This window comes from Streptococcus sp. (assembly GCF_030825805.1).
In the GTDB taxonomy this organism is placed as follows: domain Bacteria; phylum Bacillota; class Bacilli; order Lactobacillales; family Streptococcaceae; genus Streptococcus.
In genome coordinates, this window is the sequence record NZ_JAPJPF010000010.1 from 30457 (window position 1) to 44497 (window position 14041).

14 protein-coding genes are annotated in these 14041 nt (G+C 46.1%); 12 read left to right on the plus strand and 2 right to left on the minus strand.

The window, feature by feature from the left end; translation table 11 throughout:
• The first annotated feature begins 19 nt into the window (after positions 1–19).
• From RCH62_RS02755 to RCH62_RS02795, 9 genes are all read left to right on the plus strand, one after another.
• Positions 20–499 carry a V-type ATP synthase subunit K gene (locus tag RCH62_RS02755; protein WP_023024938.1) on the plus strand — a complete coding sequence of 160 codons (480 nt, stop codon included), beginning with the start codon at positions 20–22 and terminating at the stop codon, positions 497–499.
• Between the two features lie 85 nt (positions 500–584).
• A complete protein-coding gene (locus tag RCH62_RS02760; RefSeq protein WP_306474571.1) occupies positions 585–1175 on the plus strand; it encodes a hypothetical protein in 591 nt (196 codons plus the stop codon).
• 8 nt (positions 1176–1183) lie between these two features.
• Complete coding sequence (locus tag RCH62_RS02765; protein WP_129270536.1) at positions 1184–2194, plus strand: V-type ATPase subunit; 1011 nt, start codon at positions 1184–1186, stop codon at positions 2192–2194.
• Entirely contained in the window at positions 2184–2504 is a 321-nt protein-coding gene (locus RCH62_RS02770; RefSeq protein WP_048717121.1) for a V-type ATP synthase subunit F, read from the plus strand. Before RCH62_RS02765 ends, RCH62_RS02770 begins: the two co-directional genes overlap by 11 nt.
• On the plus strand, positions 2501–3205 hold the full coding sequence (locus tag RCH62_RS02775) for a GNAT family N-acetyltransferase (protein WP_306474572.1): 705 nt from the start codon (positions 2501–2503) through the stop codon (positions 3203–3205). The genes RCH62_RS02770 and RCH62_RS02775 overlap by 4 nt, the downstream gene beginning before the upstream one ends.
• A 33-nt stretch (positions 3206–3238) precedes the next feature.
• Positions 3239–5029 (plus strand): V-type ATP synthase subunit A, encoded by a 1791-nt coding sequence (locus RCH62_RS02780; protein ID WP_061564595.1) that lies wholly within the window; start codon positions 3239–3241, stop codon positions 5027–5029.
• Positions 5016–6413, plus strand: coding sequence for a V-type ATP synthase subunit B (locus RCH62_RS02785; RefSeq protein ID WP_048690706.1), 1398 nt, complete (start codon positions 5016–5018; stop codon positions 6411–6413). The genes RCH62_RS02780 and RCH62_RS02785 overlap by 14 nt, the downstream gene beginning before the upstream one ends.
• Before the next feature lie 21 nt (positions 6414–6434).
• Positions 6435–7058, plus strand: a complete 624-nt coding sequence (locus tag RCH62_RS02790) for a V-type ATP synthase subunit D (protein WP_023024951.1) — start codon at positions 6435–6437, stop codon at positions 7056–7058.
• Between the two features lie 334 nt (positions 7059–7392).
• A complete protein-coding gene (locus RCH62_RS02795; RefSeq protein WP_306474574.1) occupies positions 7393–8565 on the plus strand; it encodes a LysM peptidoglycan-binding domain-containing protein in 1173 nt (390 codons plus the stop codon).
• 84 nt (positions 8566–8649) lie between these two features.
• Here the strand turns inward: RCH62_RS02795 and RCH62_RS02800 are convergent, their stop codons facing one another.
• On the minus strand, positions 8650–9822 hold the full coding sequence (locus RCH62_RS02800) for an MFS transporter (protein WP_306474575.1): 1173 nt from the start codon (positions 9820–9822) through the stop codon (positions 8650–8652).
• Between the two features lie 610 nt (positions 9823–10432).
• Here RCH62_RS02800 and RCH62_RS02805 point away from each other — a divergent pair.
• Positions 10433–10774 (plus strand): metal-sulfur cluster assembly factor, encoded by a 342-nt coding sequence (locus tag RCH62_RS02805; protein WP_306474576.1) that lies wholly within the window; start codon positions 10433–10435, stop codon positions 10772–10774.
• 48 nt (positions 10775–10822) lie between these two features.
• On the opposite strand, the gene ilvD is transcribed toward RCH62_RS02805, so the two are convergent.
• Positions 10823–12526 (minus strand): dihydroxy-acid dehydratase, encoded by a 1704-nt coding sequence (gene ilvD, locus RCH62_RS02810; protein WP_006597056.1) that lies wholly within the window; start codon positions 12524–12526, stop codon positions 10823–10825.
• A gap of 188 nt (positions 12527–12714) precedes the next feature.
• On the opposite strand from ilvD, the gene RCH62_RS02815 reads away from it, so the two are divergent.
• Positions 12715–13737, plus strand: a complete 1023-nt coding sequence (locus RCH62_RS02815) for an SPFH domain-containing protein (RefSeq protein WP_048690698.1) — start codon at positions 12715–12717, stop codon at positions 13735–13737.
• A 2-nt stretch (positions 13738–13739) separates the two neighbouring features.
• On the plus strand, positions 13740–13940 hold the full coding sequence (locus tag RCH62_RS02820) for a PTS ascorbate transporter subunit IIC (RefSeq protein ID WP_003011522.1): 201 nt from the start codon (positions 13740–13742) through the stop codon (positions 13938–13940).
• The last annotated feature ends 101 nt before the right edge of the window (positions 13941–14041 follow it).

A 14041-nucleotide genomic window follows, 5' to 3' on the forward strand; every position in this document is an offset into this window, starting at 1 on the left:
AATTTATAGGAGTATATTCATGGAATCTTTAGCTTCATATTTCTCAACCCATGGGGGTGCCTTCTTTGCAGCACTTGGTGTAGCCATTGCAGTGGCTCTTAGTGGAATGGGTTCAGCCCTCGGTGTTGGTAAGACCGGTCAAGCAGCTGCCGCACTCTTGAAAGAACAACCAGAAAAATTTGCCCAAGCCTTGATCTTGCAATTGTTGCCAGGTACACAAGGTTTGTACGGTTTCGTTATCGGGATCTTGATCTGGTTGCAAATTAAACCAGATATGGCTCTTGAAACAGGAGTTGCTTACTTCTTCACAGCCCTTCCAGTAGCGATCGTCGGCTATTTCTCAGCGAAACATCAAGGAAATGTCGCAACTGCTGGGATGCAAATCTTGGCAAAACGCCCTGAAGACATGATGAAAGGGGTTATCCTTGCGGCCATGGTTGAAACCTATGCCATCTTGGCCTTCGTTGTGTCCTTCCTTTTGACTCTTCGCGTCGGCTAATCTAGACACACCTCAGTCAAAGAAGAGGAATGTTCTCTTCGTCTATTATCGGTGGCGAAGAACTCCAAAGGAGGAAATAAAAACAATGACGGATTATTCCCAATTAAAGGATTCCATCCTTGAACAGGCCCATGAAAAAGGCCGGAAATTAGTGGCAGAAGCGACGGCTAAGGTCCAAGCAGAAGCCCAGTTGCAGGAAGCTCGTTTGGTAGAAGAAAAGTTACACCAACGGGCGGTTCAATTGCAGACCATTGAGCGCCGCTTGCAACGTGAAAGCCAACAAATAGAAAATCAAAAGCGCCAATCAACATTGGTCACCAAGCAACGGGTCTTAAAAGAGTTGTTTGCGGAAGCCTACCAGAAAATGGCGACTTGGTCACGCCAAGAAGAGCTCGCATTTCTGCATCGCATTCTTCCTCGCTATGCAGATCAAGCAATGCTCTTAACGTTTGGTGCTGTGACGGCAGAAAAAATGACAGATCAAGATCGTCAGGATTTGATAGAGGCCTATCCACAGCTTCAATTAGCAAAAGAAACGCTTGCCCAAGAGGCTGGTTTTGTCCTTTCCTTTGGCAAAGTGGATGCCAGCTACCTCTACCGTGATTTGGTTGATGCTGTGCGGGAGGATCAAAGCTTCCATATGGCAGCCAGCATTTTTAAAGAAGAGAAAAACTAGGAGGGGCTATGAGTGAACGGACGTATTCTCAAGTAAATACCGGGATTAGTGTACGTGAAGCTAGTTTTTTGAGCCCGGCTCAGTTTGATGCCCTTCTGAATAGCTCCGATGCAGAAGCGCGTGCTAATCTCTTGCAAGGGACGGCCTATGCCTTGGAGGCAGATCAACTGCGTCAAGTCCAAGTGGTCGAGCAAGCCTTGATGAAGCACCTTCTGGCAGAGTACGATTGGGCTTATCAGGTAGCTCCGAACCCTGCGGTGGTCGACCTCTTTGCCCTCAAGTACACCTATCACAATCTCAAGGTCTTCTTGAAAGAGCGAGCAACGGGGCGGGATTTGAACTTCCTATTATTGGATGCAGGTCCCTATTCCTTAGCAGTTCTTGAACAAGTAGCCAAGACCTTTTCTTCAGAGAACTGCCCAGAGTTTATGGCTCAAGAAGTCGCAGCAACCTGGCAGGAATATGTCGACTATCAGGATATTCGGGTTCTGGAGATCGGCATGGATTTGGCTTACTTTGATCATCTCAAATGCTTGGCGAAAGATCTGGACCATCCACTTTTAAAATCCTTGGTCACCTTGACCATTGATTGTTACAATGTCATCACAGTTGAACGAGCCCTCAGTTTGAAAAAGCCGAACAGCTTTATGAAGCAACTCTTGTCCGATGCAGGGACCTTCTCAGCAAGAGAAGTCATCCAGTGCGTCGAGCAGGGCAACCTCATCAGTTGGTTCCAACAAGTCAATCCCTTGCCTTATGATGTGGAATTGACACAGTATGAGGAGCAGATGCGAGCAGGCAGAGTAACTGCTGAGACAGTGGAATACCTGGAGCATGTGCTTAAGTACCGAATATTGGAACAAGCTTCATTTGAGATAGACGGGCCCTTACCTTTAGCTCGCTATCTCTTTGGAAAAGAGCTGGAGGTGAAGAACCTTCGTTTGGTCTTGACGGGTCTGGATAATCAGCTCCCGATTGACAAAATAAAAGAAAGGATGAGACCAATCTATGGCCAGTAAAACGCAAAAAATTGCCGTTGTGGGAAACCGAGATGCCATCCTTCCTTTTCAAATGATTGGCTTTCAGACCTTTCCCGTAGCAGAGGCTCAGGAAACCATCAATACCTTACGTCACTTGAGCCAAGAAGATTTTGGCATCATCTATCTGACGGAGGATATGGCTCAGGAAATCCCAGATACCATTGCCCACTATGATCGCCAAGTAACCCCAGCCGTCATCTTGATCCCTACTCATAAGGGAACGACTGGACTGGGACGGCAGCGAATTCGAGACAATGTCGAAAAAGCAGTTGGACAGGATATTTTATGAGAACAAATGAATTTGGCCAAGCGATTGGCGATGCACTGCCTGATTTTACACCAGGGCGTTTGCCAGCTATTGAGCGGATCGAGGGTCGCTATACTGTGATCGAACGCCTCTCAAAAGAAAAACATGGAGCAGATCTTTATCAGGTCTACGGACCAGCCTCTCCCGCAACGATGTGGACCTTTCTGTTCAAAGGTCCTGCCCGCAATGAAGAGGAGTGGGACCGCTTATTAGATGATCTCATGACAGCCCAAGGTCGCTTTTACTATGCGATTGTAGACAAAGATTCAGGCAAGGCTTTGGGGACTTTCTCTCTCATGCGGATCGATCAAGCTAATCGGGTGATCGAAGTCGGAGCAGTGACCTACTCACCAGCGCTCCAAAAAACACGCATGGCTACGGAAGCCCAGTATTTGTTAGCGCGCTACGTGTTTGAAGATTTAGGCTACCGTCGCTATGAGTGGAAATGTGATGCCCTAAACCAAGCATCTCGCAAAGCAGCTGAGCGCTTAGGGTTCACCTATGAAGGCTGTTTCCGTCAGGCTGTTGTTTATAAAGGTCGTACCCGTGATACAGACTGGTTGTCCATCATTGACCAAGAATGGCCAGAAATCAAACAGCGCTTCGAAGCTTGGTTGGATCCAAGCAATTTCGATGCCAATGGCCAACAAAAGCAATCTCTAAGAGAGATAGCACAAAAGTAAAACAAAGAAACAAAGGATTCCCAGGAGGAATACATGACTCAAGGAAAAATTATCAAAGTTTCCGGTCCCTTGGTGGTTGCATCAGGGATGCAGGAGGCCAATATCCAAGACATTTGCCGGGTCGGCGATCTTGGTTTGATTGGCGAAATTATTGAGATGCGGCGTGACGAAGCCTCTATCCAAGTATATGAAGAAACGTCTGGAGTCGGTCCAGGAGAACCAGTAGTAACAACCGGAGCTCCCCTCTCTGTCGAGTTAGGGCCAGGCTTGATTTCTCAGATGTTTGACGGGATCCAACGTCCCTTGGAACGTTTCCAAGAAGTCACCGCCAGTGACTTCCTTATTCGTGGTGTGCAAGTTCCAAATCTAGACCGTGACACCAAATGGACCTTCGAACCAAGCGTGGCAGAAGGAACAGAGGTAGTTGCCGGAGACATCGTTGGTACGGTCCAGGAGACCAATATGGTGGAACACCGCATTATGGTGCCCTTCGGTGTCAGTGGACGTGTGACCAAGATCGCAGCAGGTTCTTACACAGTGGAAGAGCCAGTTTATGAGATCGAGCAGGCAGATGGTAGCCTCTTTACTGGAACCTTGATGCAAAAATGGCCGGTTCGTCGAGGCCGTCCCTTTGCACAAAAACTGATTCCAGTAGAGCCTTTGGTTACAGGCCAACGGGTTATTGATACCTTCTTCCCAGTGACTAAAGGTGGAGCTGCAGCTGTTCCTGGTCCTTTCGGAGCTGGGAAAACAGTTGTGCAACACCAGGTGGCCAAGTTTGCCAATGTAGACATCGTAATTTACGTGGGTTGTGGGGAACGTGGAAATGAAATGACGGACGTTCTAAATGAATTTCCTGAATTGATCGATCCAACGACAGGTCAATCCATTATGCAACGGACGGTTCTGATCGCTAATACTTCGAACATGCCGGTAGCGGCGCGTGAAGCTTCCATCTACACAGGGATTACCATTGCCGAATACTTCCGTGACATGGGCTATTCCGTTGCCATCATGGCGGACTCTACTTCGCGTTGGGCAGAAGCTCTCCGTGAAATGTCTGGTCGTCTAGAAGAAATGCCAGGGGATGAAGGATACCCAGCCTATCTTGGTAGCCGGATTGCTGAATATTACGAGCGTGCAGGTCGGGTTAAGACACTCGGAACTACTGCGCGTGAAGGTTCGATTACCGCCATCGGTGCCGTTTCCCCTCCAGGTGGAGACATTTCAGAGCCGGTGACCCAAAATACCCTGCGGATCGTCAAGGTCTTCTGGGGACTAGATGCTCAGTTGGCGCAACGCCGCCACTTCCCAGCCATTAACTGGTTGAGTTCTTATTCCCTTTACCAAGATGAAGTGGGCCAATATATTGATCAGCATGAACAGATTAGCTGGGCAGAAAAAGTGACCCGCGCCATGAACCTGTTGCAAAAAGAGAGTGAATTGCAAGAGATCGTGCGTTTGGTTGGTCTGGATTCCCTGTCTGAAAAAGACCGCTTGACCATGAATGCGGCCAAGATGATCCGCGAAGATTACCTGCAACAAAATGCCTTTGATGAGGTCGATACCTATACCTCCTTCAGCAAGCAGGTGGCCTTGTTGACCAACATTTTGACCTTTGATCAAGAAAGTCAAAAAGCACTAGAATTGGGAGCTTACTTCACAGAAATCATGGAAGGAACTGTAGACCTTCGGGACCGCATTGCCCGAAGCAAGTTCATCCATGAGGATCAGTTGGCCACCATCCAAGCTTTGAAAGAAGAAATCGTAGAAACCCTACACCAAATCGTCGCAAAAGGAGGAGTAGACAATGAGCGTGATTAAAGAATACCGTACTGTCAGCGAAGTTGTTGGCCCCTTGATGATTGTCGATCAGGTCGAAGGGGTTCACTACAATGAACTGGTAGAAATCAAGCTCCATGACGGAACGACCCGCCAGGGACAAGTCCTTGAAGTCCAAGAAGATAAGGCTATGGTCCAGCTCTTTGAAGGATCTAGCGGGATCAACTTAGAAAAAGCCAAAGTCCGCTTTACCGGACGTCCCCTAGAACTCCCAGTGTCTGAAGACATGGTGGGACGCATCTTTAACGGGATGGGCAAACCCATCGATGGCGGTCCAGAGATTATCCCAGAAAAGTACTTGGACATTGATGGGCAAGCCATCAATCCTGTTTCGCGGGACTATCCGGATGAATTTATCCAGACAGGGATCTCAGCTATTGACCATTTGAACACCCTAGTTCGGGGGCAAAAGCTTCCGGTATTCTCTGGATCAGGGCTTCCTCATAAAGAATTGGCTGCTCAAATTGCTCGTCAAGCGACGGTGCTTAATTCGGAGGAAAACTTCGCCGTGGTCTTTGCGGCCATGGGAATTACCTTTGAAGAAGCCGAGTTCTTTATGAACGACCTGCGGGAAACAGGTGCGATTGATCGCTCTGTCCTCTTCATCAACCTAGCCAATGACCCAGCTATCGAGCGGATTGCGACCCCTCGGATCGCCTTGACCGCGGCAGAATATTTGGCCTATGAAAAAGACATGCACGTCTTGGTTATCATGACCGACATGACCAACTACTGTGAAGCCCTTCGGGAAGTCTCCGCTGCCCGCCGGGAAGTTCCAGGACGTCGGGGCTATCCAGGTTACCTTTATACCAACCTCTCAACCCTCTACGAACGTGCAGGACGCTTGGTTGGAAAGAAAGGATCTGTGACCCAAATTCCGATCCTCTCCATGCCAGAAGATGACATCACCCACCCCATCCCTGACTTGACAGGCTACATCACCGAAGGTCAGATTATCTTGTCCCGCGATCTCTACAATAGTGGTTACCGCCCACCGATCAATGTTCTTCCATCCCTTTCTCGTTTGAAGGACAAGGGTTCTGGTGAAGGAAAGACTCGGAAAGACCATGCGGCGACCATGAACCAGCTCTTTGCGGCCTATGCCCAAGGAAAACAAGCCAAAGAATTAGCCGTGGTGCTCGGAGAATCCGCCTTGTCCGATACAGATAAGCTCTATGTTAAGTTTACCGATCGCTTTGAGAAGGAGTACATCAACCAAGGCTTTACCACCAATCGGACCATTCAAGAAAGTCTGGATCTAGGTTGGGAATTGTTGGCTATCTTGCCACGGACAGAGCTCAAGCGGATCAAGGATGACATGATTGACGAATACCTCCCAAAAACTTCTCAGGAAGCACAAGCCTAGGAGTAGAAAGGAGGAAGTCAGATGGCACGATTAAATGTCAAACCCACTCGGATGGAGTTAAACACCCTCAAAGAGCGTCTGAAAACGGCAACCAGAGGACACAAACTTCTCAAGGACAAACGAGACGAGCTCATGCGACGCTTCATCGAGTCGGTCCGTGAAAATGACCGCCTCCGTCAGAAGGTTGAAGCTGCTCTGATTGGCAATATGCAAGAATTTGTCCTGGCCAAATGTCTGGAAAACGACCTCATGGTCCAGGAAATCTTTGCAGTTCCGACGCGGGAAGTCAGCCTGCATATCGAGACGGAGAACATCATGAGTGTGCGCGTGCCCAAGATGCATGCCCATATTGATAATCCATATGGAGACGATGAGGGAGACGTGGTCTATAGCTACGTGGCTTCCAATAGCCAGATGGACAATACCATTCAAGAAATGGAAGAACTCCTTCCAGACCTGTTGCGCCTGGCAGAGATTGAAAAAACTTGTCAGCTCATGGCCGATGAGATCGAAAAGACACGCCGTCGGGTCAATGGATTGGAATATGCGACGATTCCAGACCTCAAAGAAACCATTTACTATATCGAAATGAAACTCGAAGAAGCCGAACGCGCCAACTTGGTCCGAATGATGAAAGTCAAATAAGATACAAGCCGTTAAAAACAGCACCCCAAGTGATGTCTACAAGACACGAACTTGGGGTGTTTTTTAGCTTTTATTCAACTGAAAAATCTTTCAAAATTCCCTCGTTCATGACTTCCAAAGGCTTCTGAAACAATGAATTTGTTTGATTATCCAAATAGTACTAACTGTAATTAATTGTTAAGAGAATGTAACAAGAAAGGGCTAATGTTACAAATTAGGGTCAGTTAGATTAAAAGAAAAGAAGAGCCATTTTAAAGACAAAAAATGTGGTAGAATATTAAATGTATCTGTCTGGAGATAAATCTCCGATAATAAGAAAACGAGGAAAGAACGTATGAAGAAAGTAAATAAAAAGGCTTTAATTGCTTCGACTGTTGCTATGGCGGTCTTGCCATTTACAACTGGTAAAGCAGAATCAAATGGGGATTGGGTTGCCCGTTCTGTAGATGAAATTCGTGCAGATATTTCAACTTCAGAAAACAAACAAACCTACACTATCAAATATGGGGATACCCTAAGCACGATTGCGGAAGCTTTGAATGTTGACGTAACTGTTTTGGCAAACTTGAACCAAATCAGCAACATTGATTTGATTTTCCCAGGAACTGTCTTGACAACAACTGTCAATGATCAAAACCAAGTGACAGGTGTAGAAATCCAAACTCCTACAGCAGGAAATGCTGATGCAACTGTGACAACTTCTGCTGATTTGACAAACAATCAAATCAAAGTAGACAACCAAACTGTTGCAGTGGGTGATTTGACAAAACCAGTAGCAGATGAAAGCAACCAAGCTGTAGAACTCCCTCAAGCACCTGCAGTTGTAGCAGCAGTGGCAGAGCAAGTATCAGAAAGCTTGCCAACTCCAGAAGCACCAGCTGAAACACCTGCACCAGCAGCACCAGTTGTTGAGGAAGCACAAGCACCAGTTGTTGAAGAAGCACCTGCGCAACCTGCTGCAGCGCCAGCTGAAGTAGCGGCTCCTGTAGAAGCACCAGTTGTTGAGGAAGCACCAGCGGCTCCAGTAGCTGAACCAGCTCCAGTCGTAGAAGTTCCAGCAGAACCAGAAGTTACTGCGGTTGCTTCAACACCACAATATGGTGCACCAGCACCAGTTGTTGATACGACAGCTTCAACTCCTTCAACAGCAACTCCAACTTCAAATGAAGGTCTTCGACCTCAAACAATTAAATTCAAAGAACAAGTGATTAATGAACTTGGCTTGACTGACATCGGTGGTTACCGTCCTGGTGACCCAGAAGATCACGGTAAAGGTCTTGCGGTCGACGTTATGGTTCCAGAAAGTTCAGCAATCGGTGACCAAGTAGCTCAATATGCAATTGATCACATGCAAGAAAATGGAATTTCTTACATCATCTGGAAACAACGTTTCTATGCTCCAGTAGACAACATTTATGGACCAGCAAACACTTGGAATGAAATGCCAGACCGTGGTAGCGTAACAGAAAATCACTATGACCACGTACACGTATCATTTTACGAATAATTAAGACATAGCAAAGAATCAGGAATGTCCTGATTCTTTTTTCGTACAAAAAATAGATCCCATTGCTCAATGGGACCTAGTGGATTAAAGGATGATATCAGATTTTTCAACTTGATAGAGAGCCATACTCATAAACAAAGCAACGACAAGAAGGATTAAAATACCAGGTGTCCAAGAGTGGAAGATTTGTTGGCTTGAACCAAATAAGATAGGTCCAAGTGCAGCAAAGACGTATCCTCCCGTTTGAGCCAGTCCAGAGAGCTGAGCAGTTTTCTCAGGAGAGCTGGACTTCATGGAGAAGGTAACCATGAGGTAAGGGAATAAGATACTCGTAAAACTTCCGATCAAGATATTCAGGATCAACCAGTAAATGAAGTTGTCTGTCTTTAGTAACAGCATGGCAATTCCAGTAAAACCAGCTAAAACAGTCGTTATCAGCATGATGCGACGGTTTCGTTCAGAAAGGCTGGTGGTGAGACTTGGAATAGTCATAGAGAAAGGAAGACTCATCAGGGTGAATACAGATGCTAAAATTCCTGCATTGGCTTGATCGATACCAGCTTGGGTTGCCATGGTAGGAAGCCAGGTCATCGTCGTATAGTACAAGAGAGACTGTAGACCACAGAAGAGCATAATAGCCCAGACCTTACCATTCTTATACCAGCTAGTCTTATTTTCATTAGAAGAGGAGCTTTTTTTCAAATAATGATTGTGACGAGCATTGGGGAGCCAGATCACAAGTGCAAGCGCACAGACAACGGTCAGCACCCAGACTAGGCCTTGCCAAGAGGTGGCTTGAGTGATAGGAACAGCAACAGAAGAAGCTACCGCAGTAGACAAGCCCATTGCTGTGATATAAAGGGTTGTTAAGAAGCCAAGACGTTTTGGTTCATTAGCTTGGATCAAGCTTGGTAGAAGGACATTGATAAAGGCAATCGCAGCACCAATCAAAAGAGTTCCCACATAGAGGAGAGGCAGATTGATGGTGCGTAGAGCAGATCCAATCGTCATCAGGATCAAAACTCCGAGAAAGAGTCGCTCAATCCCAAAGCGTCTCGCCCAGCTAGTAGCAAAAGGAGAGAAAATAGCAAAGGTCAGGAGGGGGAGACTCGTCAAAAGGCCGAGAGAACTCACCTCGACACCAAAGCTAGCAGCAATATCTGATAAGACAGTGGAGAGGGTCGTAAATGGGGCCCGCAAGACCACTCCTAGTAAAAGGATCCCTGGAATGAGAAAACGTGAATGGCTTTGTTTCATAATGTACCTCCTTGTTCGAAAATGAACAGCATCCGTATCATTATAGCACAAGAACTTGGAGGAGGCAAAAGGAATTATCGGGAGACAAAGCCCGTAAAATAGCTATTTCGCCTACAAATATAGGAAATAATAGAAAGATAGAGCTGAAAAAAATTTTTGAAGGTTTTAAAACTTTCTTCACACATACTTTTTATAGGAGTCTAGTTATCTCCGCTCAAACTGCGTCAACGTACCTAAACTCGCTGATGCTCGTAAAAAAATAAGGAACGTAGTTTTCACTAGCGTTCGAACTGCATCAATGTACCTAAGCTCACTAACGTTCGCCAAGGTACATAGAAAAAAGCCACCTGATTTGGTGGCCTTTATGGGAGATTATTATGAAAAAGTTTAGGATTTTCTATCAAACAAAGTTAGGAGGTCTTCATTTGATGGTACTAGTATAAATCGGAAAACTTAAAGAAAACTTAAGATAAGTTCCTGTAATTTTAAATCAGTCTTAAGACGGATGGTTTGATTTGTAGCTGTCATTCAATCTCATTCTAGGTGAACTTGCATTATTGTCAGAATTGTGAGAAAATAGTCTTCATTAAAGGAGGGAAAGGATAGCGAGATGAGAGAGGATATCAAGATTAACGACCGTGCCCTAGCACTGGAGAAACAATTGATTGAAAAGTTAGAGCTTGTGTTTGATACCGATGTTGAATTGGACGTCTACAACCTTGGTTTGATTTATGAGTTGGATCTGGATGAGGAAGGGACTTGCAAGGTAGTCATGACCTTTACCGATACCGCTTGTGACTGTGCGGAAAGTTTGCCTGTTGCAATCGTCGCTCGCCTAAAAGAAATTGACGGTATTGAAGACGTCAAAGTAGAAGTAACCTGGTCGCCCGCCTGGAAAATTACACGGATCAGCCGTTATGGGCGTATTGCACTTGGCCTTCCTCCGCGATAAATCAATAAAACTCACTTTACAAATTCGTAAAGTGAGTTTTTTCATATCTTATTGTTTACCAGACTGTTCCATATTCCAGAAGTCGGTCACGGCACCGCGTGAAGCAGAGGATACCGTGTGGGCATACTTACCCAGAACCCCACGACTATACAGTGGTGGTAGAGTTGTTTCAGCCTTCCGTTTGGCTAACTCTTCGTCTGAGACATGCATGGTGATTTCTTTGGTATCTTGGTCAACTGTCACCAGGTCCCCTGTGTGGAGGTAGGCGATTGGACCGCCGACCTGAGCTTCAGGCGCGATGTGTCCAACAACGAGGCCGTAAGTACCACCAGAGAAGCGTCCGTCTGTCAAGAGGGCCACCTTATCTCCTTGGCCTTTCCCAACGATCATGGATGACAAGGACAGCATTTCTGGCATACCAGGACCACCCTTCGGACCTACGAAACGAACAACAACAACGTCGCCATCCACGATCTCATCCGAAAGAACCGCTTCAATGGCAGCTTCTTCCGAGTCAAATACCTTAGCAGGACCAGTGATGTTACGAACTTTCACACCTGATACTTTGGCAACCGCCCCTTCTGGAGCCAAGTTCCCTTTCAAGATGATCAATGGACCATCCGCACGTTTTGGATTTTCAAGTGGCATGATGACTTTTTGACCTGGTGTCAAATCAGCAAAGGCTTCCAAGTTCTCAGCTACTGTTTTACCAGTACATGTGATGCGATCCCCATGAAGGAAACCATTCTTAAGAAGGTATTTCATGACGGCTGGCACACCACCGACATTGTAAAGGTCTTGGAAGACGTATTGACCTGATGGTTTTAAGTCAGCCAAGTGAGGCACGCGCTCTTGGAAATCGTTGAAGTCTTCAAGGGTCAAATCCACATTGGCCGCATGAGCGATCGCAAGCAAGTGAAGGGTCGCATTGGTGGAGCCACCCAGTGCCATGGTCACTGTAATCGCATCTTCAAAGGCTTCACGGGTCAAGATGTCAGATGGTTTTAGTCCCATTTCAAGCATTTTCACAACTGCACGACCTGCTTCTTCGATATCGGCTTTTTTATCAGCTGATTCAGCAGGGTGAGAAGAGGAACCTGGCAAGCTCATCCCAAGAACCTCGATCGCTGTCGCCATGGTGTTGGCCGTATACATACCCCCACAGCCACCAGGGCCAGGGCAGGCATTACATTCCAGTTGCTTCACTTCTTCAGCAGTCATATCACCATGGTTCCATTTCCCGATCCCTTCGAAAACAGAAACCAAGTCGATATCCTTGCCATTCAGATTACCCGGTGCAATGGTACCACCATAGGCAAAAATCGCAGGGATATCCATATTGGCAATGGCAATCATCGAACCAGGCATGTTCTTATCACAACCGCCGATGGCTACAAAGGCATCGACGTTGTGACCACCCATGGCCGCTTCGATAGAGTCCGCAATGATATCACGAGAAGTCAAGGAGAAGCGCATCCCAGGCGTTCCCATAGCAATCCCATCGGCAACCGTAATGGTTCCGAATTGGACTGGCCAAGCTCCCGCATCTTTGACGCCTTCTTTGGCTAGTTTCCCAAAATCATGCAGGTGCATGTTACAAGGCGTGTTTTCAGCCCAAGTAGAGATTACCCCTACGATTGGTTTTTCAAAGTTTTCATCTGTCATCCCAGTTGCCCGAAGCATGGCCCGGTTAGGGGACTTGACCATGCTGTCGTAGACACTACTGCGATGGCGTGTATCTAATTCTGTCATCTGATTCCCTCTCATCGTATTTTTTATTATTATAGCACAATTTACGGCCCAACGACAGAAGAAAATTCTTGAATTTTCAGACAATTCAGCTTGCTCGGTTTCTTGCTAAAATAATTTACAGTTATATCTTGACTTTTGTAAGCAAAGTGATATCATTTAGATATCACAAAGAAAGAAGGGTTTGTCCCATGGAAGAAAAAATTTTAACCCAAAAGAAAAACGGCTTAGCTGCCCTTATAGGCTTGCTAGTTGGGGATCTTGTCTTAGTTTTAGCCTTTATTAGTGCAATTGCTAGTCTACCAGAAGGTTTTCCACTTGCGATTGCAGTTATTACCTGTATTTTTCTCTTTATTGCTAGTCTGGTGTGCTATGCGGGGATCAAAATTATTAAACCGCAAGAGGCCTTGGTTTTGACCTTGTTTGGGAACTATATTGGAACCATTCGAGAAGCGGGTATTTACTTTGTCAATCCCTTCTGTGTCGCTGTCAATCCTGCCAATAACACCCGCTTGGGCCAAAGTGGTGATGTCACCACCAAGTCACCCATGTCTGTCAGTAAAACAGCAGAAGGTAACAGTATTTCTATCGAGACAGGTAAAAAGAATATTTCCTTAAAAGTGATGACCTTGAACAACTCTCGTCAGAAGATTAATGACTGTTTGGGAAATCCTGTAGAAATCGGTATTGCAGTCACTTGGCGTGTAGTGGATACTGCTAAAGCAGTCTTCAATGTGGATAACTACAAAGAATATCTCTCGTTGCAGTGTGATAGTGCTCTTCGTAATATTGTCCGCATCTATCCTTATGATGTAGCTCCTAATGTCGATACGACAGGAGACGGCCAGGCAGATGAGGGTAGCCTAAGAGGCTCCAGTGAAATTGTGGCCAGTCGTATTCGAGAAGAGATTCAAGCACGTGTAAAAGATGCTGGGCTTGAAATTCTAGAAGCTCGTATTACCTACTTGGCCTATGCTCCAGAAATCGCAGCTGTCATGCTTCAACGCCAACAAGCTTCTGCCATTATCGATGCGCGGAAGATGATTGTCGACGGAGCAGTTGGGATGGTTGAAATGGCCCTTGAACGCCTGAGCGAAGGAGAAATTGTAGAGCTAGATGAAGAACGGAAGGCAGCCATGGTTTCGAACCTTCTTGTCGTTCTCTGTGGCAATCATGATGCACAACCAATTGTTAATACGGGAAGTCTCTATTAAGAATGGCTGACCAAAAGAAAAAACAGATTCCACTTAGATTGTCAGCCAAGTTATATGCTGCTATCGCATCATGGGCAGAAGATGACTTTCGATCGGTCAATGGGCAGATCGAGTACCTGCTGACAGAATGTGTCAAACAACGAAAAAAGGATGGCAAATACGTTTCGGAAACGATTGATGAGCCATTTGAAATAGACCTTTAAGGAGAACTCCTGTCCCATTTGATGGGGTGGGAGATTTTTTTAACAATTTTTTGTCAAGTAACTTTACTTTACAAAAAAGTTTTGTTATACTGTTAAAGTTG

Excerpts from the sequence above, each read along its gene's own strand:
- RCH62_RS02755 (WP_023024938.1), top strand. The coding sequence starts at position 20 with ATGGAATCTTTAGCTTCATATTTCTCAACCCATGGGGGTGCCTTCTTT.
- RCH62_RS02760 (WP_306474571.1), top strand. The coding sequence starts at position 585 with ATGACGGATTATTCCCAATTAAAGGATTCCATCCTTGAACAGGCCCAT.
- RCH62_RS02765 (WP_129270536.1), top strand. The coding sequence starts at position 1,184 with ATGAGTGAACGGACGTATTCTCAAGTAAATACCGGGATTAGTGTACGT.
- RCH62_RS02770 (WP_048717121.1), top strand. The coding sequence starts at position 2,184 with ATGGCCAGTAAAACGCAAAAAATTGCCGTTGTGGGAAACCGAGATGCC.
- RCH62_RS02775 (WP_306474572.1), top strand. The coding sequence starts at position 2,501 with ATGAGAACAAATGAATTTGGCCAAGCGATTGGCGATGCACTGCCTGAT.
- RCH62_RS02780 (WP_061564595.1), top strand. The coding sequence starts at position 3,239 with ATGACTCAAGGAAAAATTATCAAAGTTTCCGGTCCCTTGGTGGTTGCA.
- RCH62_RS02785 (WP_048690706.1), top strand. The coding sequence starts at position 5,016 with ATGAGCGTGATTAAAGAATACCGTACTGTCAGCGAAGTTGTTGGCCCC.
- RCH62_RS02790 (WP_023024951.1), top strand. The coding sequence starts at position 6,435 with ATGGCACGATTAAATGTCAAACCCACTCGGATGGAGTTAAACACCCTC.
- RCH62_RS02795 (WP_306474574.1), top strand. The coding sequence starts at position 7,393 with ATGAAGAAAGTAAATAAAAAGGCTTTAATTGCTTCGACTGTTGCTATG.
- RCH62_RS02800 (WP_306474575.1), bottom strand. The coding sequence starts at position 9,822 with ATGAAACAAAGCCATTCACGTTTTCTCATTCCAGGGATCCTTTTACTA.
- RCH62_RS02805 (WP_306474576.1), top strand. The coding sequence starts at position 10,433 with ATGAGAGAGGATATCAAGATTAACGACCGTGCCCTAGCACTGGAGAAA.
- ilvD (WP_006597056.1), bottom strand. The coding sequence starts at position 12,526 with ATGACAGAATTAGATACACGCCATCGCAGTAGTGTCTACGACAGCATG.
- RCH62_RS02815 (WP_048690698.1), top strand. The coding sequence starts at position 12,715 with ATGGAAGAAAAAATTTTAACCCAAAAGAAAAACGGCTTAGCTGCCCTT.
- RCH62_RS02820 (WP_003011522.1), top strand. The coding sequence starts at position 13,740 with ATGGCTGACCAAAAGAAAAAACAGATTCCACTTAGATTGTCAGCCAAG.